Origin of the sequence: Chitinophaga sp. 22308 (assembly GCF_052045305.1) — a bacterium.
GTDB lineage: Bacteria > Bacteroidota > Bacteroidia > Chitinophagales > Chitinophagaceae > Chitinophaga > Chitinophaga varians_A.
The window spans coordinates 276470-301314 of record NZ_JBQEOP010000008.1 but is presented as its reverse complement, the minus strand read 5'-3'; the positions used below and the strand labels follow the sequence as shown (position 1 = coordinate 301314).

The following is a 24845-nucleotide window of genomic DNA, read 5'->3' as shown; positions in this document are numbered from 1 at the left end:
AGCAGCAGCGGTTTATTGGACCGGGATGCTGATGTCCCGGAGACCGTTGCCGGCGATGGTCATGCTCACCAGGGTAGGAGACCGCAGTATGGTGTCTGACAATACCCGTTTCGCTTTAAAGTAGTATTTGCCATCGCCGAGGCCTATACGTAATTTGTTGCCATAAATGCCGGTGGTGTCTGTAACGATAGCACCGGCGCCTGTAATGGCGGTATCATTGTCGGCCACCAGCTGGCTGCCGTATATGTAGACAATGGAGCCCGAGACCCGTTCTTTGTTTTTGTCCGTCACGATCAGGTTTAACAGCCGTTGCTGCAAGGTGTCAGGTTTTAACCGCAATATGATGGAGTCCTTTTGCCCGGGATCAACGGGTTGGGCGTCTGTATATTTAATACCTGCGCGCACTTCTTCTGTAAATACCGTATAGGACCGGGCAGACAGGTTGGTGAAGGTGAAATAACCATCTGCACCGCTGACGACCGAATACAGGTAGTCACTGGCAGCGGTGCCATCGTAACGGATATAGACCTTTTTACTTTTGAGCAGCTGTGGTTCCTGCACCGTTCCAAGCGTATCAATGAGGTATACGCGGCCGGACAATTTTTTGTTGCCGCTGATATCGTCAAATTCCTTCTTTCCGCAGTTGGACAGCAGATAAACAAAAGCAATGACAGTAAGTATGGAGAGAATTGTTTTCATGTCGGGTTGCTGTTTTACTTTGCCATTAATTTGATGAGGTCCACTACAACTTCCGGATCCAGTGTGACGGCCAGATAGCCGACAGCTGGCATCCGGGCGGACTTGTCGAGGATTCTGTCGTTTTGTATGCGGTAGTAGTTTTGGCGGTAGAAGTTGGCGCCCGCGTTCACGTTCAGGCCCGGAACAATATCATAGCCTATGCCGAGATAGAGATTGTTGAGCGGGTCCAGTACTTCAAAGCCACCGAACAGGGAAAAGCGGCGCTCCGGCCACCTGGGGCAGATGCCATTGTCTCTCAGGAAAGTTTTGAAAGGGTAATATTTCAGTCCCACAATAAACTTAGCCCTGGCGGCATCGGTAGTGGTAGAGAGCGCGCCCACGGAATCCACGTTGACCTGTCTTACCTGTGAGAAGCCGAAGGCCAGTCCGGCGCCGATGGCGAAGGAACGGAGCTTGCCTACGTTGTAGCGGAACCCTTTGGCGATCTGTTTTTTGCTGGTGTCTGATGCGAGACGTTCTATAATGCTGTATTCGTTGGTGAAAGGAGCGGCTTTGTCGTCCTGACCGGCAAGGATGGTGGTGTATTGGTATTGGCTGCTGTCTGTTTGGGGAGTGAGCTTTTCTGGTACGGGTAAGTCTCCGTTGTATTTAGTCTTGACAAAATGATACAACTCCCAGGTATGCTGGGCTGCATAAATACAAGGCGCGGCACCTCCCATTGCTGCCGCTTTTTTAATGACTGCGTGCAACGCGGCAGTATTTTCAGCGGTGGCAAGGAATGCGGTAATGACCTTAGCAGCATCAGTTACCGTGGATTTTCCGGTGGATAGGGCGCCAAGGCTCTCCTGTAGCTGCGTTGAAAACTCTGCCTTCTCCGTGAAGTCGGATAGGCGCTGCTCCAGCGTGACTATTTTGTTTCCCGGAATATTTACCAAACCAATATGCATGGCATAGTCCTCTGGATAGTCCCTGGGCGATTTTTGAGAGAGTATATACCCTTTCTGCCTGTCATGGTACCTTGTATATCTTAGTTGATCTTTTGTGCTGATTAACAAGACGCCTTTATAGAGGACTTTTTCGGATTGGCTGAACGCATCTGCCTTATTATTTTGTTTTTCAATAAATGAAAGGCTGGCGCTCTTATCGACTAATTTTACCTCTCCCTGTTTTTTCTTTTCAATCAGCATCAAAATGGTGTCCGGACTACCAGGCCCGGGATGCAGGCGTTGCTGTTCTATCGCGTTGTTGACCGCAGTGATAAAACTGTCAAAGTATTGAGAGGTGTCAGCTTTAAGATTTATAGCGGCATAAGACTTAAGCGGTTGGCCATCAGAAAAGTCAAACGGATTAAACCTCGGCCTGCCGCCGGTATACCAGAGCCAGCTGGCTAACCAACGGTTGTTGTCTGAATCCTTCAGTTGAGTTAACAGTTTGTCGACCTGATTAATCTGGGTACACCGTTTCTGTATGCTGTCTTTATAGGCGGCATCATTAATTTTTCCATCGGCGTGATCCTGCATGATAGCTGTTACACTGTCCATTAAGAGCCTATGGAGGAGAAGCGTTTTCATTAACTGGTGCCAGTTTTTTTCTCCGTCCCGCTGGAAATAGCCATGCGTTTTGTTGAAATGATCGAGGACCAGTTCTTTATATTTGTCAACTAGCGTTATCTCAAAAGTAAATGTTTGGCCAGCCTTAAAGTACCCCAGCGTATCTACCGCAAAGGGGGCAGAAATAACGCCGGTGTCTGTCGGGTATAGTCGAAGGTTGATTGGGTTTTTACCCGGATAATTGATAGTGATCCGGCTTGCGGGGAATGCGAAATCGCTGCGGGGCACCGGCAACAGTTGGTTGGATGCCAGCGCTATCAGGTGTACTTCGTCCGGTGTATTCAAGTACGCGATCGTTTTATCAATTTCCTGTACCTGCACGTCGTCAGTTTGTGTGGGATCACTGAACCAGGCCTTGTACGCCGGAAGGTACTCAGCTGTACTATTTAGCAATTTCTTAAATTCGACCAAAGCTTGTTGGTATGCATTTATATGTCCCACATCCCCCGCGTCTGAACCGAGAACAGTAAACTGAATTTTATCCGTTGGATTAAGCGTAACAGGAAGTGGACTGATAAGTGCCCCCTTGCTGTTGATTTCGATGTTAATTAGCCGGGATGTGCTCTTCGGCGGCCATTGTGCGGACACATGACAGGGCATGACCATAGCAGCCATCCAAAGGCATAGGGGAAAAATACCTTTCATCGGAGTGGTTTTGGGTGTCTATAAATGTGATTTATGTTGTAGGAATATCAGAAATAGGTCGACGGTTATTTTGTAACTAAAATAGTGTATTTTTAATTAACCCCCCAATACCATGAAACGAACTATCGTTGTATTTTTTACTGTATGGCTATTTGTTTCCTGTAATAATCACGAAGCCACTCCAACTCCTCCTGCTGTAGATTCTGTCGCCTTAGTGCCCGGGAACGATACTGCGTTGATGCGTCCGGGCGATTTGGATATGAGCCCCATGCTGGAGCTGACCTCCCCTGCGTTTATACGGCAGCAGTATTCCTATGAAGAGCTATATACGGAACTGTTGCTCAGGAGAAACAACCGGGGACAGGAAATTCCCGGCCTGGATACCTTACCGCCGTTTCTGCTGAAGAGGAAAGGGCTGCGCAGGTTAACGGAGCGGCAGCTGCTCATCTCTATAGACCAGATACAACGGGAAAAGCTGAAGGTCTATGGAACATATGGAGAGGATGACCGGGTGGACCCTTATAGGATGTCTGCTGATATAAAACAACTGGCAGGCAGGGTAGGCCTTATCATTGACACCAACATGTTGACAAAAGCGCCGCATGGCAATTATACATTGCGGGAAAGCGGAAGCCTGCAATCATGGCATACGGTCTGCGATAATGAACACTTTGCCTTTCAGCCGGTGGTAGACAGCCATTGTACCGGTTTTGCCATCGGGGAAAGAGTGATGATAACAGCCGGCCATTGCGTAGACAATAGCAATTATAGACGTTATTGTATAGTATTTGGCTTTTCTATGCAGGATTCCCTGAAAGCCAATGTATTGATAAAGGGAGAAGATGTATTAAAGATCAGGCGCGTGATGAGCAGGGATTCAATATTGGATTTTTCGATTGTGGAAGTGGACAAGCCGTTGTCAAAGGAAAAGATAATGCGTGTTTCCAGGAGAATTCCCGCGGAGGAAGATTCTATTTATTCTATTGGCTACGGATTGGGGCTTCCCGTGAAGGTGGCTTCCAGAGCGGCGGTGCGTTCGCTGTTGTCATACGGTGGTTTCTTGTGTAACCTGGACGTCTATACGGGAGATTCCGGTTCGCCTGTGTTTGCTAAAGATTCTGTCATCGGAGTACTGACAGGTGGCATCCGGGATTTCAGTTTTATAACGGAGAAAAAATGCAATATTTCCTTTAGATGTGAAAACTGGCGTTGCGAAGGCGAGACGGTCACCAGCGCTTTCAGATTTATGGATGCTTTCGATAGATTAAATAGATAACAGTATAATATCGCTCTATACGCTACCATCGTTACTTGCCGTATCTTTAGCCTCATGAAGAATGAGATATTTATCTGCCACAATTGCCCGATGACCCGTACCATGGCCACCATCGGTACAAAGTGGAAACCGATCGTGATCTATACGATCGGTTTAAAGAAACTCCGCTTCGGAGAGATATTCGCGCGGATTGAAATCATATCGAAGAAAGTACTGACGGAGCAGCTGAAAGAGCTGGTGGAAGATGGCATTGTGTTGCGTGAAGCGTTTAATGAAACACCGGTGCGCGTAGAATACACCTTAACGGAAAAAGGCGTTGACCTCCTGAAAATACTCAACCAGCTGACGTTGTGGGACCTGAAATACCACAAACGCCCTAAAAAAAGCAAACCCGCCGTATGATGTCATCAGGCGGGTTGTGTGTTATTTTGTTCTTCCCTCGAGACTAAAAGGAACAGGTATCCAGAGAAAACTATCCCCGTTTTTCTGAAGGTGCCCGATACCCGGGAAAGAGATGTGGGCGGCAGCAATCAGGTGTTTTTCCTGCGCAGCCTTATTGTAGAACGTTTTACGGTTTTTCTGCTGTGCGGCCACGTCCACGTCAAAATGATCGGGCAGGGCAGGGGCCGGAAGTTGTACCGCAGACATATGGATCATATCGCCCCAGAAATACAGCTTTTCATTTTTACTGCTCAACACATAAACGGTATGCCCCGGTGTATGGCCGGGATAAGGTATGGCCACGATATGCGGCAGTACCTCCGTTTCTTTGCTGAATGTTTTTACCTGGTTGTTTTGCAGGTAAGGCGTCAGTACATTTTTTGCATTGGTAAAGGTTTGCGGGTCAGCGCCCATATGTTTGGGGTCTGCTGCCGCCTTGTTTTTAGCATTGAGCCAAAAATCCACTTCTGTCTGGTGTACATGGATGACAGCATTCGGGAACATTTTTTTTCCGGCCACCACCAGGCCGCCGGAATGATCGGCATGCACATGGGTGATGAGGATATCAGTGATCTCTTCCGGTTGGATACCGGCTTGTTGCAGGCTTTCTGTCAGTTTACCGCCGTACTTGCCCATGAGCTCTCCCGAGCCGGCATCTATTAAAATCTTTTTCCCGCCATCTTGTATCAGGTACGCATTAATGCTAAGTTCTACAGGGTTTTTCAGGAATGAATTGTCCAGCAGCTGCGTTATCTTTTCCGGTGCTGCGCCGGCAAAAAGTTTTGTCGCATCAATGGGTATGGTGCCGTCCAGCAAAGCGGTGACGGACATATCGCCTACTTTAACGGCATAGTGGGCGGATTGGGCCATTGAATAAAAAGAAGTGCCCAGTAACCATATGCCCATGCCAAGGGTGAATTTCCATCGTCTGTTGTTTCTCATAAACTTGTTTTGGTTTGTGAGTACAAAATTAAGACGAGGCGGTTTCTAAAAGAGACCGTTGAGTAGATAGTGGATACCCGGAGGTAACCACTATTTTATGATCTTCCTAAAAAATATAAGTGCCTACGCTGGCTGCCGGTAAAACCACTACTGCCTGCTGGTCCTGATAACGAAGGTTAAACGACGCTTCGGCGTTATTGTCATTGAATACGATCAGCACTTTTTTGCCATCAGGTCTTTTGAAGGCCACGCTGTGGAAACTGCCTTCGTTGTTGCTGCCGATCCTGACAGCGTCGGCCGGCACATACCGGGACGCATGTGCGATAATATAATAAGCCACGTTGCGGGCAACATGGTCGCCGTTGATGGTGAGTGCGCCCTTGCATTGGGTGCAGCCGCCGGGCGTATGTGGTTTGTAGGCGGTGTCATTGGCGAGGTTCCATTCCAGCGCCGTGCGGCTGTAGTTACGCATGGCGCCGATGATCACGTTTTTAATATGCCAGCGGAGGTTGTTGTCGAATGTTTCTTTGGAGCCGGTCCACTGTTCGGTGAAATAGATGGCTTTATCGGGAGCCGCGTTGTGTACGGTCGTCAGCGCGCTGATATCTCCGGCGTACAGGTGGAAGGCGCTGCCATGCACGTACCTGGCTGCTGCGGTATCTGCCAGGATGGTCAGCGGATAATCCGGACGGTCGCAGTTATGATCATACACCACGATGTTGGTGCGGATGTTGGCGGAGGCGAATGCCGGCCCCAGATGGTCCTTAATGAAATCGCGTTGTTCTTCCGCCAGCATTTTCAGGCTGGGATTATTACCGGGATGCAACGGTTCATTTTGCGGCGTAATTGCGTCTATGCGGATGCCCGCGGCTTCCATGGCCTGTATATACTTTATGAAGTACCGGCTATACGTTTCATAATATTTAGGAAGAAGCGAACCTCCTTTGGAGGAACCGTTGTCTTTCATCCATGCAGGCGGGCTCCAGGGAGCGGCCATGATTTTCAGTTTGGGGTTGATGCGCAGTATCTCTTTCAGCAGCGGTATCAATCCGGTGCCGCCGGCCATATCGGGAGCAAGGGAGAAATGCGCCAGCGGAACGTCTGTCTCCCCGGCGGGCCTGTCGTCATAGGAAAAAACGGTCGCGTTCAGGTCGGAAGCGCCGATACTGATCCGCAGGTAGCTGACGCCAAGTTGAAGACTGCCGGTGCCGAAAATTTCCTGCAGCAGTTGTCGCCTGGCCGTGGTGCTCATGGCGTTGATCAGCTGCGCGCTGCCACCGGTGAGGGTATAACCGAAACCTTCCACCGGCTGGAACGTTTGTGACGGGTCTATCGTTATTGTAGTATAGCCGTTGGCGTTAGCTCCGGAAAAACGGAGGCCGGTTTGTTCTTTTAACAGGTATTGCTGGTCACTGCTGGTGACAAAGGCCTCAATAACGGAAGGGTCAGCATGGCGGGAGATATGTTTGCTGCCGGAACAGGCAGTGAAAACGGTGGCGATACTGCCGAACAATAACGTGGAATATCTTTTCATAAAATTATCTTTCTTATATCGGGCGGGAAAATATAAAAAGATTTTAAATTGCGGGAGTGTGTACCGCGGGACAGAACTTTCAATTATTTTGCTACTTTAGCAGGAAGGCAGTCCCGCATGCAGGCGAACTCACATGATAACAAGGAACTTTTTCAACTGATCTCCGAAGGCGATGAAATGGCCTTCCGGGAGCTCTTTCACCTGTATGCGCCCCAGTTTCGAGCCATGGCGCAGCATATCACCAAAACCGCTTCGGTAACGGAAGACATTCTCCAGGAAACATTTCTTCGTTTATGGATCAGCCGTGACAAGCTGAAAGAGATAGAACAGCCCCGTTCCTGGCTGATGCGCATCGTTTTTTACCAGTGCTTCACTTACCTGCGGAAAAAGGCGGTACACCACAAGGCCATGGCCACGATGATGCCGGATGAGCCGGTCTTTAGCCCGGAAGAAGACATCGCCTATGCTTTTATGAAAGAGCAGGTGGGCGTGGCGGTACAGCAACTACCACCGCAGGCCAGGCGTATTTACCTGTTGAGCCGCGAGCAGGGACTGAAAATACCGGAAATCGCCGCGCAGCTGTCTTTGTCGCCCAATACCGTAAAAAATTCGCTTGTGCGCTCTTTACACGCCATCCGCAAGCATCTGGAGCAATCCGGCATGCTTTTCCCCGTCCTCGTCCTCTGGCTTTTACGGGTGTGAAAATTTTTTTTCTTTCGATAGGTCCTAAATGTCCGCTCGCGCGTCTGTTTTATCAGAGGGGGTATTTCACGTTTGAAGAACATACCAAAATCAACCACGTTTAAACTGTCAAAAACGATTGCCATTTGTCTACACAAGACCGCCTTACCTACCTGCTGGGGCAGGCTTTGCAACAAAATGCCACTGCGGCGGAGCTGCAGGAACTGTCCGTGCTGATCAGGGAAGATGACAGCGGCGTGCTGACACGCCAGGTGGAAGCGCTGCTGTTGGAGCAACTGCCGGACGGCGCCATCGCCGGTTATGACAAGGACTACTGGGACGATGTTGCCAGCCGTATCCTGGCGGCCGATAAGCCGGAACATACAGACAACGTTGTGCCGCTGCGTCCGCAGCGCCGCCTGCGCTGGATACCAGCCGCCGCCGCGGTATTGTTGCTGCTCTCAGCCGGCTTGTACTGGCTCCTGCGGCCGAAGGTGCATTCACCAGCCATAGTGGCCTCTTCGCCGGTGAAGCGGGACGTGGCGCCCGGAGGCAATAAAGCCATGCTCATCCTGGCAGACGGCACGGAACTGCCGCTCGATAGCGCCGCCAGCGGAACGCTCACACAACAAGGCAACACCAAAATCAGTCAGCCGGCAGGCGGACAGCTCCTGTACGCAGCTACGTCAGGCCAACCGGACATCTTACAATTCAACACCCTGCGCACGCCCCGCGGCGGCCAGTTCCAGGTAACTCTTCCGGACGGCACCAAAGTATGGCTCAACGCTGCCAGCTCCCTGAAATATCCGGTGGCCTTCAAAGGCGCCGCCCGACAGGTGGAACTGAACGGGGAAGCCTACTTTGAAGTGGCCCGCAACACCAGGCCTTTTAAGGTAACGGTGCGCACCGGTCAGCATAACGACAGCATGGAAGTGGCGGTACTGGGCACACAGTTCAATATTATGGCCTACGCCGATGAATCAGTGGTAAAAACAACGCTCCTGGAAGGCGCAGTGAAAGTAAGCCGCAACGGCAACAGCAAACAGCTGGCGCCGGGACAGGGAGCACAGCTGGATAAACAACATGACCAGCTGTCGCTTCAGCAACATGTCAATACAGAAGAAGCAGTGGCCTGGAAAAACGGCTACATCCAGCTGGAAGGCAACGACGCGGCTTCGGTGATGCGTATGATAGCCCGCTGGTACAATGTGGACGTGGTGTTCACCGCGCCGGTGCCTGCACACTTCCGCGGTATCATACCCCGGAACGTACCGGTGTCACAGGTGCTGAAAATACTGGAGATGACCGGAGAGGTACATTTTGAGGTCAAAGACAGGCAGATTATCGTATCGCCCTGATATTCCACTAAAACTGATACACTTATGGGTCCTTAACTTTCCACCAATCCCTTTACCCATACAGGACATAAAAAAACCGGAAGCGCTGGTACCGCTCCCGGTCACGTCAGGTCCTGTATGTACAATCGCTTACGGCAATTATTCATTACTTACCCTAACCATACAAATGTATGCAATTGATGCTTTTTTCCCAAAGCAGGCGGCGTCGTGCTGCCGCGTGGGACAAAAAATTTCCACGATTATCGAAAAAAACGTTACTGATGATGAAATTAACGGTGCTGCTAATGACCGTTGCCCTGCTGCAGGTACATGCGGCCGGGTATTCTCAAACAGTTACCCTCTCCCAACGTAATGTGCCACTGGACAAGGTCTTCCAGGAGATCCGGAAACAGACGGGCTATACTTTCCTGTATACCGATGAACAAATGCTGCAGGAGCGGAGGGTGGACCTGCAATTGAAAAATGCTTCGCTGAAAAGCGCGCTGGAAGCCTGTTTTAGCGGGCAACCCTTTACCTATAGCATCGCCGATAAGGTGGTCATCGTCAAACGCAAGCCCGTCACCACTGAGATGGTTGCTCCGGTTGAACAGGAGGTAAGAGGGACCATCACCGATGAAAAAGGCGTGCCGCTGCCCGGTGTCACCATACAGGTGAAAGGCACGGCCAAAGGCGTGGTGACCAACGTAAAAGGCGAGTATGCGATCACGGTGCCTGACGGCAACGCCGTGCTGGTGGTATCTTCCCTGGGCTATAACAAAATGGAGATACCTGTCAACGGTAAAAAAGAGCTGTCTGTCGCCCTGCAACCATCCGCTTCCAATATCAACGAGCTGGTGGTGGTAGGTTATGGTGAGCAAAAGAAAGGAACGCTGACCAATGCCATCTCTTCCATTACGTCCAAAGATTTTAAAGATGCGCCTGTGAACCGGCTCGACCAGGTATTGCAGGGGCGTGCTACCGGCGTGCAGGTGACCAATTCCGCCGGATCGCCCGGTGGCGGCGTGCGTATCCGCATCCGTGGCTCCAATTCCATCAACGGCAGCAATGACCCGCTCTATGTGGTGGACGGCTTTGTCGGTGCAGAGTTTTTCGCTATCAACCCGGACGACATTGCGTCCATCCAGGTGCTGAAAGATGCCGCCGCTACAGCCATTTACGGTAGCCGTGGCGCCAACGGCGTTATCCTCATCACCACCAAAAAAGGCGGTAAAGGTGGGCTGAAGCTGAACTTCACAACACGCCTGTCTTCCTCCACCGTCATCAAAAAACTGGACCTGCTGAATGCGGCCGACTTTGCGGAAACGGCCAACGCTCACGCGGTAGCAGTAGGTACCACGCCCAAATTCACCGACGCGCAGATCGCGGACTTCCGCGCTAAAGGTGGTACCAACTGGCAGAATGAAATATTCCGGACAGCGCCGGCGCAGGAGTACCTGCTCAGTCTCTCCGGAGGAACAGACAAGAGCGGTTATTTCATCTCCGGTAACTATCTCAACCAGGACGGTGTGATCAATAACTCTTTTTACAAACGGTACACCCTGCGTTCCAATATCAACGCCCGGCTCTCCAATGTCGTTTCCACATTTCTGAACATCACCGGTTCCTATAGCACGGCACAGAATGCGGACATACCGCCCGATGGTCCCAGCAGCCCGCTGGCACAGGCGCTCACCTGGGCGCCCACCACACCGGTATACAATCCGGACGGCACTTTCGTGGTCAGCGATCCCGTTGGCTCCCTGTTTTATAACCCGGTAGCACTCACCGTCAACAGGATCAATATCAGGGACAGGATGCTGGCCAACATGATCGGCGGGTTTAAGTTCGACATCCTGCCCGGACTGACCTTCAACGTGCAATACGGCGCCAACTATCTCCAGTACGAAGACAAAAACTTCGGGGGAAAGATCACTAATAATAACGTGTCCAGCGCAGCTATCAGGTCCAACAAGGAAATTGTTTTGCAGAACACCAATATGCTGAATTACAGAAAGGTGTTTAACAAGGTACACAGCCTGGACATCACTGCAGTAGCGGAATACCAGCAGTCAACCTACAATTATTCATCCGCCGGCGCTACCAATCTCACTTATGAAAATTTCCAGTGGAACAACCTCGCTCTCGGAACTCCCGGTTCTCCCGGTTCCGGCTACTCGAAATGGGCATTGTTCTCGCTGGTAGGCCGCGCGAACTACGCGTACAACGATAAATACCTCCTCTCCGCAGCCCTGCGGCGGGATGGCTCTTCCAAATTCCAGGGCAGTAATAAATACAGCTATTTCCCTTCTGTTTCCGCAGGATGGGTAGTCAGCAATGAACCATTTATGCAGCAGGCGCGGGGCATCAGCAACCTGAAACTGCGTGGCAGCTGGGGGCTCACGGGCAATCAGGCCATCAGCCCTTACAGCACCCTTTCATCCTATTCTAATATACCGGCATCTTTCAACAACAGCACGCATGTGGTAGGGCTTGTGATGGGTAACATCGGCAATCCAGGCCTTAAGTGGGAAACCACCGAACAAAAGGACATCGGCCTCGACATCGGGCTGCTGAAAGGACGGGTAGCCGTTACCGTGGATTATTTTGTAAAAGACACGCGCGACCTGCTCTTGCAGGAAAACCTGCCTATGTACCTTGGCGGTAATTCCATTACCCGTAACGTGGGCGCCGTGCAGAACAAAGGCTGGGAGTTTGCCGTGGAAGGCGATGTGATCAACAGTGGAGCAGTGAACTGGAACGCAGGGTTCAACGTCTCTTTCGTGAAAAACAAAGTGATCTCGCTCGGCGAAGGCAAAACCCGCATCTTTGATCCCAACAACCGCAAAATCGGTGGCGGCATGTCGCCGCAATCAGAATTTGTGGTAATGCCCGGCCAGTCCCTCGGCGCCATATGGGGCCTCACTTATCTCGGCACCTGGAAGCCCGGCGATGACAAGGCCGCGCTATACGGCGCCAAAGCAGGCGATTCCCGTTACCTCGATGTAGACAACAACGGTACCATCGATGCCAGCGATTACCACGTGATCGGCACTGGTATACCCACTACCTCCATCGGCTGGAACAATACGGTGACGTATAAACGTTTTACGCTGAACCTGCTGTTCCAGGGCCTCTTTGGCTTCGACCGGCTGAACTACAACAAGGCGGCGGCCATGTATTACGGTGGCGACGCCCGTGAAGCTACCCTGCAGGAAATTAAAGACCGCTACATTCCCGGTGTGAATGAAACATCCGATATACCGGCCTTCAGCACCACCAACCGCAACTTCACACAGAGCAGCCGTTTCCTGGAGAAAGGAGATTTTCTGCGCCTGAAAAATGTCAGCCTGGCTTATGATATACCTAAAACGGCACTGAAAAATACGTTGGGCGTGAAGGTCTTCGTGAGCGCCACCAATCTTTTCACGATCACCAACTACTCCGGTATAGATCCGGAAAGCAGCTCCTCTGCAGGAGATATCCGTCAGGGTATCGACTTTGGTACTTATCCGAACGCAAAGACCATTACCGGCGGAGTAACGCTGAGCTTTTAAATCTAACTGTTATGATTAGACGATTTTACATGAAATACGTGATATATCTGTTGTCTTTCCTTGTGCTGGCAGCAGGATGCAGCAAGGAGCTGACAGAAAGCCCCAAAGGGCTGGTGGCCGGAGATGACGCCATGAGCAGCCAGACGGGCCTGGAGACGGTGCTTTCCGGGGCCTATGGCAGCCTGCTGGTGCCATGGACCAGCGGTTTTACCACGGTATCACAGATTGCGATGACCATGGGCAGTGATGACCTCACCACGCATCCCGGCTCCAACAAGGAAGAGTTCCGCGAGTTTGACCGCTTCAATGTATCATCGCTGAACAGCAGGATGAACCCCATCTGGCTGGGCTGTTACAAAACTATCCAGGCCACTACCAATATCATCAACAACTATAACAAGGTGCTGGACGGCAATCAGGACACCATCCGCGCGATGGTGGGCGAAGCCAGTTATCTGCGGGCGTTGTCCTACTACTGGCTCACACGGCTGTGGGGCGAAGTGCCGGTCATCCCTTCCGAAAAATATACCCCGGAATACCTGAACCTGAAAAAGAGCAAACCCGCGGACATCTATCCACTGATAGAAGCCGACCTGAAAAGGGCGGAAGAATGGATACCCAATACCAGGCGAAGCTCCGGACGGCCCAACAAAGGTTCTGCCAAAGCCTTGTTGGCGGACGTATATCTCACCGAAGCAGGGTGGCCGCTGAAAGACCAGTCGAAATACGCGCTGGCGGCGGCAAAGGCGAAAGAGGTGATAGACAATAAAACAGTTTATGGTTTTGATCTTTATACCGGTGGCTACCTGAAGATATTTGTGGGCGGGACTGTGGAAGACGTGTTCACGCTTTTCACGCGTGGCAACTGGGTGACCTACAATTCATTTTACGGGCTGTCTACCATGCCGGAAGACGAAGGCGGGTGGAGCGATTTTTTCCCGGAGCTGAATTTCTTCAACAACTTTCCTGCCGGCCCCCGGAAAGATGCAACTTTCAGCACCCAGTTCACGCTGAGCAACGGCACGGTGGTCCCGTGGCAACAAACCACTACCAAACATCCCTATTATAAAAAGTTCACGATACAGTCGGGGCAGAAAGCCGTGTACATGTCAAATAACCCTGTCATCATGATGCGTTATGCCCATGTGCTGCTGATCTATGCCGAGGCGCAGGCCCGTGCCACCGGCACGCCTAACGGAGATGCCTACACGGCTATTAATGCCGTGCGGCAACGGGCGGGTTTGCCTGATCTGCCAGGCGGCATGGCAGGTGCTGATTTTGTCGCCGCCGTGGTAAATGAACGCGCCTGGGAGTTTGCCGGAGAATGGAACCGCTGGTTTGACCTGGTGAGACTGGAGCAGGTGGAAGCTGCCAATGCCAACAAGGCGGCGGGCGACCTGCTGCCGGCCGGTAACATCACCAAAGCAAACTACTGGATGCCCATACCCGGCGCAGACGCGGCAGTAAACCCTAATTTATGACCTGTAGACGAATAAAGCTCCCGTTTCTTCTTATCCAACATCCAAAATCCGAAGAACCCTGCCGGTACTGCACTTAGCTGTGCCGGCCATCCACCCTAAAACGAAACGTTATGAAAACGAGCAAACCAAAATCCGGCGCTCGCAAGGGATACCCTTTGCGACGTACAGCCCTTCTGTTGCAAATTTGGTGCAACCGATGGAAAAAAATCCCTTTGTTACTGCTGCCTGTTTGTTTGTTGTGCAACACGCTGCATGCACAATATCTCCTGCTGGACGACATGGAAGGCCACGGCCCCTGCTCCGGCAAATGGACGTACTACGCCGGCAACACCACTACCGGCAAAGTAGAATTCGGAGTGCCCAATCCCAATCCGTCCGGACTGAACACCAGTCCGCTGGTGGCCAAATTCACCAAAGACACTTCCTGCTTTGAGTACATGAGCGCGTCATGTTCTCTGAGAGACTCTTTTGATCTCGCCACTAACAGCACATTCAAAATGCTGGTCTATGCCACCACGCTGGACGAGATCATGTTCAAACTGCAACCGGGCACTAATTACAGCAAGGCTGTCTTCTTTACCTTCAAACCTTCGCGGGTGAACCACTGGGAGGAAGCAACCTATAATTTCCAGAGCGTAAAAAACCGGACGGATTTTAATACCATCGCCATTCAGTACATCGATGGAAAGAAAGCCAACGGCATCCTGTATTTCGATCTGTTACAGGGTCCGAATCCCACCGCCATTGTGTTGAAAGACACCAGCATTCAGATGGGGCACGAGAACGGCGCCGTTATCACTGCCCAGGTAAAAGGAGGTGTCCTGAAACCCACGCTGACCGCTGCCAACTGGTCGGCCGTGAATTTGCCGCCGGGCGTAACTGTCAGCGGTGTTCAGCGGGTGAATGACACCACGGCAAGTATTACGCTCAGCGGCAATTCTCCGGCCAACTATTCCCGTACTGCCCTTAAACTCCTGGTTGCCGGCGCTGAACTGACCACGGCCAACGTGACCAGCTATACGGCAAAAGGCAACGTGGTGTTTGATGGCAATCCCAACTGGACGCTGGTGTTTGCCGACGAATTTAATACCGACGGCCAGCCGGACCGTACCAAATGGACCGTGGACGCACGTCCCAAAGGTTGGATCAACGGAGAACAACAGGTATATACCGATACCACCCATGACAATGCCCGCGTGAGAAACGGGCGGCTGGTCATCACCGGAAAAAAAGATTTCCCTACCGGCAATACCACAGAACCCTGGTCGTCAGGCAGGCTTATCACACAAAACAAATTCGATTTCCTCTATGGTAAAATAGAAGTACGGGCGAAGCTGCCCCGTGCCCGTGGCTCCTGGCCGGCCATCTGGCTGATGCCCACCACCAGCGCCTACGGCGGATGGCCTAAAAGCGGCGAGCTGGATATCATGGAACATGTAGGCAATAACTTCGGAACAGTATTGTCCACCGTCCATACACAGAACCACAACTGGACCAATGGTGGTGGCGTCAGCAACTCCAAAAAACTGATGGACGCAGATACTACCTACCACGTATATGCGATGGAGTGGGGGCCTGATACCATCCGCTTCCGGTACGATACCATGCAGGTGCTCACATATCCCAATCCGCATACCGACTGGAAAGACTGGCCTTTCGACCAGAAATTCCACCTCATCCTCAACCTGGCCATTGGCGGGGGCATGGGCGGTGCTATCACGGAGGCCGACTGGCCCGACAGTATGCAGGTAGACTATGCCCGCGTATACCAGAAAGGCCTGGGCACGCCGGTGCTGGACACCATTATGGTGACGCCGGCGGACATGTCCTTCCTGCCCGGAAAACAGCAACAGTATACCTTTAAAGCGCTTGACCAGAACGGGTACCCGATGACCATTACGCCCACCTGGGGCATCACAGGCGCTGGCAACACCATTACCGCCAATGGACTGGCCACACTGAATAATTCAGGAAAGGTAACGGTAACGGCTACTGTAGATACCACTACTAAAACCGGCGTTGCCTTCGTTACCCTGCGGCCGGCCAATTATAAACTGATACCGGTGAAGATACAAGCCGAAAGTTTTGACAACAGCAACAACAACAATACAGAACCCTGCTCTGATGTAGGCGGCGGCCTGGACGTAAGTTACATCGGTACCAATACCTGGTTTGAATACGACATAGAAGTACCTCGCAGCGACACCTACCGGATACAGTTCAGGGTAGCGGTCAACGGCGCTTCCAGTCTTCGCATACAGTCGGACACGACCACTCTGCAAACGGTAGACCTTCCCGCCAGCGGCGGATGGCAGAAATGGACCACTGTCACGTCAGCGCCTATACGACTGGAACAGGGACAGCAAACACTGCGTATTGTGGCCAATAAGGACGGCTGGAATTTCAACTGGCTGAGCATCATCCGGGCGGACTCGGTGCCGTTGTCGCGCGTGGTGATAAAGCCCGACAGTGCCACGATCAATACCGGTCAGACGCAGCAGTTCACCGCCACCGGCTATGGCCAGGACAGCAGCCAGTTCACCGTTACGCCGGTATGGTCAGTACAGGGCGTAGGCGGTAGTATCAACACCAGCGGGCTGTTTACCGGCAGCACTGCCGGTGATTACCTGGTGCTGGCCACCTCCGGAACAGTCAGTGATACCGCAATCGTACATGTAGTGGCGCCACCGACGCTGACGCGTATTGAACTGACACCTGCCTCCGTTACAGTGCCGTTGCGCGCATCGCAACAGTTCGTGGCAAAGGGTTACGACCAGCGCAACAATCCCTTCGTTTTTAAACCGGTATGGAGCGTGGACGGCACCGGCAATGCCATCGACACAAACGGCGTATTTACCGCCGGCACCACGCCCGGCACCTACACCGTGACCGCTGCCAGCGGCTCCTTATCAGCCACAGCAGCAGTAACGACCGATTATACCTGCACCGTTAACGACAAGTATGAAGCCGAAAGTGCTTCCAACCGCGCCACCGGCCCGGTACTGGAAACCTGCACGGACACAGGCGGCGGACAGGATTTTACCAACCTGAAAGCAGGCGACTGGTTTGCCTACAGCAACCTGAACGTGCCTGTCGCCGGCAGGTATACCATCAGCTTCAGGGTGATGACCACCGCACCTGTCAAAATATGGATAGGGCATAGCACCTTTAAATTCGATACCATCAGCATACCGTCTACCGGCGGCATCTGGAAAACAATTACAGACACCATCCGCCTGCCGGCGCTTAATTATACCGGCGTGCATATTTTGTCGGGCACCACGCTGAAGTTCAACTGGTTCAGTCTCGACAACTGCGCGGTAAGCGAGCCTGCAGCACGGATGGCTTACAACAAAGCGGAATATCCGGCGCCGGAGACAACAGACGCCAAAGGGCCTGTCCTTTATCCTAATCCTACTAACGGGCAACTGTCTATAGACCTGCGGGGCCTGTCCTATACAAGGCTAACGCTGATGGATATACGTGGCAATGTGTTGCGACAATGGAACATCCCGAAAGGGGAGCGGCAAATCAGCCGGGACATCAGTTCGCTGCCCGCGGGCAGTTATATACTGAGACTGGAAGGGGAGCGGCAAACGAAGACTTTCCCAATCATAAAAATCTAAAAAGAAAAAGAGACGCTGTTTAACAGCGTCTCTTTTTCTTTTTAGCCGGACCGATGGAAACGTTGTTTAAACTCCGTCGGTGTTATATTGGTTTTCTTTTTGAAAAATTTGTTGAACGATTGTGAATGTTCAAAGCCCAGCTCATAGGCAATTTCGCTGACCGTCAAATTGGTGGTGCTGAGCTTTTCCATGGCTTTGTCAATCACCTTCTGATGGATAAGCTGTTGCGTATTTTGTCCTGTCAGCATTTTGAGGAGGCTGCGCAAATAGGTGGGCGACATATGCAGTTGGTCGGAGATATACTGGACTGTCGGAAGCCCTTTGCTGTTTAGGTCATCTGTTTCAAAATAATGATCCAGCAGTTTTTCCAGCTGCTCCAGTACCAGGTGGTTGGCCTTGTTGCGCGTAATGAACTGCCGCTGATAAAAGCGGTCGGCGTAGTTCAGCAGCGTTTCGAGCTGGGATATGATGATGCTTTGGCTGAACTGGTCGATGCTGGTAAGATATTCCTGCCGGATATTGTCAATGATCTGTTGGATTTTCAGCTCCTCGTCTTCGGAAAGAAAGAGGGCTTCATGTACGGCATAGCCGAAGAAGTCGTATTTCCGGATAGTGGCTGCCAGTGGGGTGTTCCAGAAGAAATCGGGATGTATGAACAGCGACCAGCCGGTGGGCGGATGGTTTTCTTCGTCTATTTCAATGGTGAGCACCTGATGGGGGGCCATAAAAAACATCACCCCTTCGTTGAAGTCATAGTCTTGTTGCCCGTACCGGTACCGGTGGTTCATACCCCGTTTAACGGAGATGGAATAAAAATCGAAGACAAGGCTTTCTGTTCCTTTTTCAAACTCATTTTTTACATCATCAAAATTGATCACGCTGATCAGCGGGTGTTTAGGGCTGGGCAGCCCGCGCAGCGCATGAAATTCCGAGATGGTTTTGATGTGGACAGGTGTGCTCATGGTTTCATCAATTAACAACCTACAGGCGGTCATGCCGCCTGTAGGTGAAGGTACCGTTTTTATTTTTTTGCGGGGAAATACACGTCTGCTGCCATGTCTTCGGCCAGGGTAGGATGTACGGGATTCCAGCCCAGTGTTTTTTTGGTGATGTCCGCAGATACCCGGTTGTTGAATTTGGCAAAATGCGCAAACCAGCCAAAGTGTGCGGCCGCTTCCTCCGGGTTAAGGGAAACGACCGGCAGGTGCATTCTTTCGCCGATAGTGGTGGCAACGGTTTTGAAGGCATTGTTTTCTTCCGCTACTGCATGAAAGCGGGTGCCGCCTGCCGGGTTGCTTTCCAGTGCCAGGCGGTACAGCCTTGCCGCGTCCAGGCGGTGTACTGCCGGCCATATATTGGTGCCTCCGTTGATCATGGCAGAACGGCCCTTTTCTTTGGCGAGCCCTGCCAGAATAGGAAGAAAACCATGCGTGTCGCCTGTGCCGTGGCAGAGGGGAGGGAGCCTCACCACGGAAGCGCGTACGCCTTTGGCCACTATTCTTTCCACCGCCCTTTCTGTTTCCGCGCGGGGATGGGACTGGTCTTCAACACCGTCGTTTTCCGTCACCACCCTGTCTCCCACAATAACGCCGGTGCCGCCAGTAATGATGATCGGACGTTGGGAGCCGATGAGTACTTCGCCCATCGCGTCAATTGCTTTTCCATCCAGGGCACACATTTCCGCAAAGCGGCTGAAGTCATGGATAAAGCCGGTGTGGATAATACCGTCGGCCGCGGCAGCGCCTGACTGAAGGCTGGCGGTGTCGGTGATATCGCCGCGGTGTACTTTGGCGCCAAGCGCGGCCACCTTTTGGGCCGCTTCTTCAGAGCGGGCGAGGCCTGTAACTTCATGACCTGCTGCCAGTAACTCTTTCACTACAGCGGAGCCAATAAATCCGGTGGCTCCCGTTACAAATACTTTCATCTTGTTTTGTTTTTGTTTCACAAAGGTGAACACAAATGAATTGGTATTTGTAGCCGGAACGCGTGATGTTGTAGCCAAAAACGAGGCACAAAATATCAGCCGTCAGTAACGGCCGCCATTCTTTTCCAGCGTGGATATGAAGTGTAATGTGCCGGTGGTGGTGCCGGTTATAAGGAAGACAGATCAAATACGATGGGTAGTTCCTGATAGCTGTACACAATGGTGCTGGGTGTTCTTACGATAGTCGCGCCTGGTTTTATTCGTATGTGCTGCATGTGTTTGAACAGTACTTCAAAGGCTATGCGGGTTTCCAGCCTGGCGAGCATGGAACCGATGCAATAGTGGATACCGTGGCCGAAGCTCAGCATCCTGGAGTTGTCCCTGTTGATATCGAAATTATCAGGATCAGGGAAGGCGGCTGGGTCCAGATTGGCCGCGCCGATGCAGAGGTTTACAAGGCTGTCTTTCGGGATGGTCTGACCACGAAGTGTGATGTCACGGGTTGCCCTGCGGGGCATCGCCATTACCGGCGACCTGAAGCGCATAGCCTCTGTCAGTGCTTTGGGAAGATCTGCGGTATGGGTGGCGAGATGCTTTTGTAGTGTTGGATGCTGGATAAACAGATGAAGGGCGCTGGTGAGCCATGATTCGGTGGTTTCACTTCCGGCGCTGAGCACCGTAATACAGGTGGCCAGTATTTCCTTGTCTGTGAGTTTCTCGCCGTCCACTTCCGCCTGCAACAGATCGGTGATCAGGTCTTCCTGTGGCCGGACTGCCCGCTCAGCGATGAGCTGGGAAAGGAAGTCGCTCATCTCTTTCATGGTCTGGTAATATACTTCCATACCAATCGCTCTGGGATCGCCGCTGAGAGTTTTTCCCCAGGAGGTCACCAATGGCCCGCTTTCTTTTGGCGCGCCAAGTAAGCGGGAGATAACGAGGCTGGGTAGCGGGGCTGCAACGGCGCTGACAAAGTCCATCTCCCCCGATTCCAGCCAGGGCGCTATCAGTTGATGGCATTGGTCATACAGCCAGGGTTCCATTCTGGAAATAGTTGCCGGTGAAAAGGCTTTCGTCACCAGCGCGCGCATTTTTCTGTGACGTGGAGGATCTGTCGCGAATATGGTGGCTCCCAGGAGATCTTCGCCGGATGTGGGAAGGTATTCACTGGAAAATGTTTCAGGGTCGCTTAACGCCCATTTCACGTCATCATAGGTAAATAGCAGCCATGAGCCTTTGGCGCCGTAGAAAAAGGTGAATTCCGGATCAAAGTAAACCGGGTTTTCGGCGCGCATCTGATGGTACCAGGGCGCCGGATCAAGGACAGTAGCAGAGAACATCTTTTTGTTTTGGTAAAGTTACTGTTCCACACTGCGGAATTGCTGCAAATTCCTTTTTCCGGATGCCTAAGGTTGTTGTCCATACACTGTTCTCAGGGGCCCCCTCTGTAGCGAAAAAAATAGAGACGTCCCCGGTCCGGCTAACGGTGGCGGATGTATCCTGCGCGTCAAAACGATATCACTTGCACCAGTGGCCGGCGAAGAGAAAACAGCTAACAGTTACATGGGAACGATCAAATCAATTGATCCGGCGCCGATATTATCCGCGTCTACAACATGCGGGTAACTGGCGAGGATATTGGTTTTCAGGTTAAGCGCCACTGAGCAGGAAACGGTTTGTCCTTCGGTGACTTCCACCACCACCGAGCTGGACGGGCAGTTGATACTGACGGTAGTATCGCCCCATACGTGCGCCTGCGGCATCCATATCGGCAGGGCACAGATATCTATAAAGGCGCCGGAACTGGCATGATAAAACCAGGCATGTAAAGTGACGCTGCCACTAATGGCTTTAGCTTTTTTTTCTGAAGAAGAAGGAGTGGCACTCACTAACAATAATACAGTGAGTATACAGATGAGTGTTTTCATATAACAATATTTTGAGGTTGTAAATGGTCGGGACTCCAGTCTGCTGTGTGTAAAGCTACGAAAGGGGAATGGTATGCAGTAGCAGCCAAATGGCGTATAATATGTCTGATTACCTTAGCTAATATTCGCGGAAAGAAATTAACCAGTAACCATCGAAAATGAGCTTGTGTCAGTAATAACCATACAGGAAATTACAAGCGTCAGGCGGCCGCATAACTGGGGCGCTTACGGTATTGTACCGGTACGCATTGATTTTTTGGTGTTTAGTAACGCCCGTTTTCATGACCGTACGTTGTACGAACAGGTAGATGGCCAACGGTCGGTGAAAAAACTGCAGCCTTAGCAAGTATGCTATGCAAGATATTTTCGTAGGTACGTCGCCGTTGGTGTGCCAGGTCCCTTCAACAGGTCGGCCACCGTTCCTTCAAACGTCAGACGCCCACCGTCTTTACCGGCTCCTGGCCCCATATCGATGATCCAGTCGGCACAGGCGATAATGTCCAGGTTGTGTTCAATGACGATCAGGGTGTGGCCGGCAGCTATCAGTTTGTTGAACAGTGCGAGCAGTTTTTCCGTGTCAGCGGGATGCAGGCCGGTACTGGGCTCGTCCAGGACTACAATGGAATGTTCCCCTTTTAGTTGCGTGCTCAATTTCAACCGTTGCAACTCCCCGCCGGAGAAGGTGTCCAGCCGTTGGCCGAGAGTGAGGTAATCCATGCCGAGGTCCTGCAGCATGGTGAAGTGACGGTGAAGCTCCGGTTGCTCCGCAAAAAATATGGTGGCTTCTTCCACCGTGAGGGACATCACATCAGCGATGGACTTGTGGCGATAGCGGTATGCCAGTACTTCCGGGCGGAAGCCGCTGCCACCGCAGACTTCACAGGGCATTTCTATATCGTCCATAAACGCCAGGTCAATTTTTTCCATGCCGAGGCCTTTGCAGTTGGGACAGGCGCCCTCACTATTACGGCTAAACAGTTTATTGCTAACACCGTTGGCATGGGCAAACAGGTTGCGGATGATATCGGAAATACCGAGGTAGGTAAGCAGGTTGGATTTGGAATGCCCGGCAATGCCTGACTGGTCGATCAACGTAATGTCCGGATGCTGTTGCGGCAGCACTTCACTGATCAGCGTGCTTTTGCCGGAGCCGGCCACGCCGGTAACAACGGTGAGCACCTGCAGCGGGACCTGCACGGTAACGTTTTGCAGGTTGTGCAGCCGTGCATGGCGGATAGTCAGTGTTTCTGCAAATGTACGCGGATGCTGGTTGAATGTTTTATGCCGGGCGAAATAGCGGCCGGTTTTGCCGGTACTTTTACGTAGGCCGCCAAAGCTGCCCTGATAAACGATTTCGCCGCCATGAGTGCCTGATCCGGGCCCCATGTCCATCACATGGTCAGCGATGCGGATAAGGTCAGGGTCATGCTCCACCAGCAATACGGTATTGCCCTTGTCCCTGATCTTTTGAATGATGCGGGATATATTGTCCAGGTCTTTGGGATGCAGTCCTATACTGGGTTCATCGAAAATATACAGGAGGTTCTCGAGGCTGCTGTCCAGGTGCCGCACCATTTTAATACGCTGCGATTCCCCGCCGGAGAGCGTGGGCGTTACCCGGTCGAGGGTAAGGTATCCGAGGCCGATGGTGATCATATGCTGAAGTTTTTTCACCAGTTCAGCTATAATGGTTTCATATCCGGGCGCCTGAATGGGCTGGATAAACGCCAGCAGCTCATCGACCGGCATGGCGGCACAGTCGGCGATATCGTGGCCGGCTATTTTGCAGGAAAGCACTTTTTCGTTGAGCCGCTTGCCGTGGCAGGCGGGGCAGGACTGCTCCTTTACTATCCGGCTGATTTCTTTCTCCCGCAGGCGCAGCTCTTTGGAATCTTTTTTTAGGATATCCCTTTCCAGCCGGGGAATGATACCGGTGTAACGCACCGTTTTGCCCCATTGGGAAGAAGGATTGGGCGGCACATGTTCTTCGGCATGCAGCAGCATTTGCCATTCGTCCTCCGTATAGTCGGCGAGTTTTTTATCGTTGTCGAAATAGCCTGACGCGGTATACCGCAGCCAGCGGTAGCCACCAGGCTGGAAGGTAGGGAAGAGGATGGCCCCTTCATTCAGTGATTTACGGGTATCTATCAACCGGTTGATGTCTATCTGCCGTGTTTGCCCGATGCCGCTGCAAACCGGGCACATGCCCTGCGGATGGTTGAACGAGAAAATATTGGCGTATCCCACAAAGGGCTTGCCTACGCGTGAAAACAACAGCCGTAGCGAAGTATAGATGTCTGTGGCGGTCCCTACGGTGGAACGCACGTTGCCGCCTAAACGTTTCTGATTAATGATCACCGGTACGTTAAGGTGCCCGATGCTGTCCACATCCGGCACGCCCAGGTGCTCCATCCTGCTGCGCACGAAGCTGTGCTGCATTTCGCTCATCTGCCGCTGCGCCTCGGCGCCGATGGTCCTGAATACCAGCGAAGACTTCCCCGATCCGGACACACCAGTGAAAACAGTGATCTTGTTCTTGGGAATTTCCAGGGTCAGGTTCTTCAGGTTGTGCTGACGGGCACCGGTGATCTTTATCGGATTCATGAGCTAACTTTTTATTAACTTTGTGAATAGTTAACGAAGTTAAATAAATTTCCAACATGGAAAAAGCACAAAAGGCCTTTTTCGATACCTATACCGATTTCCAGTGTTATGTGATTGCGCAGGTCAACAACGGCGATTTTAACGGGGTCGGCGCCACACATTACAACATCGTGGAATACCTGTACCGCAACGGTCCGGCCACCGCCAAAACGCTGGCGCAGAAATTCCATATCAGCGCACCAGCCATCTCCCGGCATGTAAAACTGCTGCTGGAGAAAAAACTGCTGGTACAAAAGCAGCTGCAGGAAGACCGTCGTAATTTTCTGCTGGAAGTGACCGGTAAAGGCAAACAGCTGGTAAATGGCTCAGAAAACCAACGCCACAGCGTGACAACCCGGATCAGCGGCATGCTCCCCAAAAGCGAGCTGGAACAATTTACCCGCATCCTGCGTAAAGTGGTGGACGTATTGAAGGAAGAGTAGGGGTAAAACGTTGTTCAGGTGTCGTTTGGAAGTATTGCCATCTGACATATGAAAATAAAAACCGTTAAGCCGAATGATTTTGAA

18 protein-coding genes are annotated in these 24845 nt (G+C 51.9%); 9 read left to right on the top strand and 9 right to left on the bottom strand.

Annotated features, from left to right (window positions below; all coding sequences use genetic code 11):
- Positions 1–12: 12 nt before the first annotated feature.
- On the bottom strand, positions 13–699 hold the full coding sequence (locus tag ACTJJS_RS29615; RefSeq protein ID WP_440667261.1) for a hypothetical protein: 687 nt from the start codon (positions 697–699) through the stop codon (positions 13–15).
- A gap of 14 nt (positions 700–713) precedes the next feature.
- Complete coding sequence (locus ACTJJS_RS29610; protein ID WP_440667259.1) at positions 714–2702, bottom strand: hypothetical protein; 1989 nt, start codon at positions 2700–2702, stop codon at positions 714–716.
- A gap of 364 nt (positions 2703–3066) precedes the next feature.
- On the opposite strand from ACTJJS_RS29610, the gene ACTJJS_RS29605 reads away from it, so the two are divergent.
- Entirely contained in the window at positions 3067–4230 is a 1164-nt protein-coding gene (locus ACTJJS_RS29605; RefSeq protein ID WP_440667257.1) for a trypsin-like serine peptidase, read from the top strand.
- A gap of 54 nt (positions 4231–4284) precedes the next feature.
- Positions 4285–4632, top strand: coding sequence for a winged helix-turn-helix transcriptional regulator (locus ACTJJS_RS29600; RefSeq protein ID WP_211092744.1), 348 nt, complete (start codon positions 4285–4287; stop codon positions 4630–4632).
- 21 nt (positions 4633–4653) lie between these two features.
- On the opposite strand, the gene ACTJJS_RS29595 is transcribed toward ACTJJS_RS29600, so the two are convergent.
- Together ACTJJS_RS29595 and ACTJJS_RS29590 are read right to left on the bottom strand one after the other, a co-directional pair.
- Positions 4654–5613 carry an MBL fold metallo-hydrolase gene (locus ACTJJS_RS29595; protein ID WP_440667255.1) on the bottom strand — a complete coding sequence of 320 codons (960 nt, stop codon included), beginning with the start codon at positions 5611–5613 and terminating at the stop codon, positions 4654–4656.
- 106 nt (positions 5614–5719) lie between these two features.
- Entirely contained in the window at positions 5720–7147 is a 1428-nt protein-coding gene (locus tag ACTJJS_RS29590; protein ID WP_440667253.1) for a glycoside hydrolase family 30 protein, read from the bottom strand.
- 117 nt (positions 7148–7264) lie between these two features.
- On the opposite strand from ACTJJS_RS29590, the gene ACTJJS_RS29585 reads away from it, so the two are divergent.
- The 5 genes from ACTJJS_RS29585 to ACTJJS_RS29565 all read left to right on the top strand — a co-directional run bounded on the left by ACTJJS_RS29585 (position 7265) and on the right by ACTJJS_RS29565 (position 17826).
- Positions 7265–7849 (top strand): RNA polymerase sigma factor, encoded by a 585-nt coding sequence (locus ACTJJS_RS29585; protein WP_440667251.1) that lies wholly within the window; start codon positions 7265–7267, stop codon positions 7847–7849.
- A 125-nt stretch (positions 7850–7974) separates the two neighbouring features.
- The gene (locus ACTJJS_RS29580) at positions 7975–9186 is read left to right on the top strand and encodes a FecR family protein (RefSeq protein WP_440667249.1); all 1212 of its coding nucleotides are present in this window, start codon (positions 7975–7977) and stop codon (positions 9184–9186) included.
- 260 nt (positions 9187–9446) lie between these two features.
- On the top strand, positions 9447–12719 hold the full coding sequence (locus ACTJJS_RS29575; RefSeq protein ID WP_440667247.1) for a TonB-dependent receptor: 3273 nt from the start codon (positions 9447–9449) through the stop codon (positions 12717–12719).
- A gap of 11 nt (positions 12720–12730) precedes the next feature.
- A complete protein-coding gene (locus tag ACTJJS_RS29570; RefSeq protein ID WP_440667245.1) occupies positions 12731–14200 on the top strand; it encodes a RagB/SusD family nutrient uptake outer membrane protein in 1470 nt (489 codons plus the stop codon).
- Positions 14201–14412: 212 nt separating this feature from the next.
- The gene (locus ACTJJS_RS29565; protein WP_440667244.1) at positions 14413–17826 is read left to right on the top strand and encodes a carbohydrate-binding protein; all 3414 of its coding nucleotides are present in this window, start codon (positions 14413–14415) and stop codon (positions 17824–17826) included.
- 41 nt (positions 17827–17867) lie between these two features.
- Here ACTJJS_RS29565 and ACTJJS_RS29560 read toward each other — a convergent pair whose 3' ends face one another.
- From ACTJJS_RS29560 to ACTJJS_RS29545, 4 genes are all read right to left on the bottom strand, one after another.
- On the bottom strand, positions 17868–18788 hold the full coding sequence (locus tag ACTJJS_RS29560; protein ID WP_440667242.1) for a helix-turn-helix domain-containing protein: 921 nt from the start codon (positions 18786–18788) through the stop codon (positions 17868–17870).
- 59 nt (positions 18789–18847) lie between these two features.
- Positions 18848–19750: an SDR family oxidoreductase gene (locus ACTJJS_RS29555; RefSeq protein ID WP_440667240.1), complete on the bottom strand. Its 903-nt coding sequence runs from the start codon at positions 19748–19750 to the stop codon at positions 18848–18850.
- Positions 19751–19917: 167 nt separating this feature from the next.
- Positions 19918–21087, bottom strand: a complete 1170-nt coding sequence (locus tag ACTJJS_RS29550) for a cytochrome P450 (protein ID WP_440667238.1) — start codon at positions 21085–21087, stop codon at positions 19918–19920.
- A 219-nt stretch (positions 21088–21306) separates the two neighbouring features.
- Positions 21307–21675, bottom strand: a complete 369-nt coding sequence (locus tag ACTJJS_RS29545; RefSeq protein ID WP_440667236.1) for a hypothetical protein — start codon at positions 21673–21675, stop codon at positions 21307–21309.
- A gap of 166 nt (positions 21676–21841) precedes the next feature.
- Between ACTJJS_RS29545 and ACTJJS_RS29540 the strand changes: the two genes are divergently transcribed.
- Complete coding sequence (locus tag ACTJJS_RS29540) at positions 21842–22018, top strand: pyridoxine 5'-phosphate oxidase C-terminal domain-containing protein (protein WP_440667234.1); 177 nt, start codon at positions 21842–21844, stop codon at positions 22016–22018.
- 8 nt (positions 22019–22026) lie between these two features.
- Here the strand turns inward: ACTJJS_RS29540 and ACTJJS_RS29535 are convergent, their stop codons facing one another.
- Positions 22027–24279 carry an ATP-binding cassette domain-containing protein gene (locus ACTJJS_RS29535; RefSeq protein WP_440667232.1) on the bottom strand — a complete coding sequence of 751 codons (2253 nt, stop codon included), beginning with the start codon at positions 24277–24279 and terminating at the stop codon, positions 22027–22029.
- 56 nt (positions 24280–24335) lie between these two features.
- Between ACTJJS_RS29535 and ACTJJS_RS29530 the strand changes: the two genes are divergently transcribed.
- Positions 24336–24761, top strand: coding sequence for a MarR family winged helix-turn-helix transcriptional regulator (locus ACTJJS_RS29530; RefSeq protein WP_440667230.1), 426 nt, complete (start codon positions 24336–24338; stop codon positions 24759–24761).
- The last annotated feature ends 84 nt before the right edge of the window (positions 24762–24845 follow it).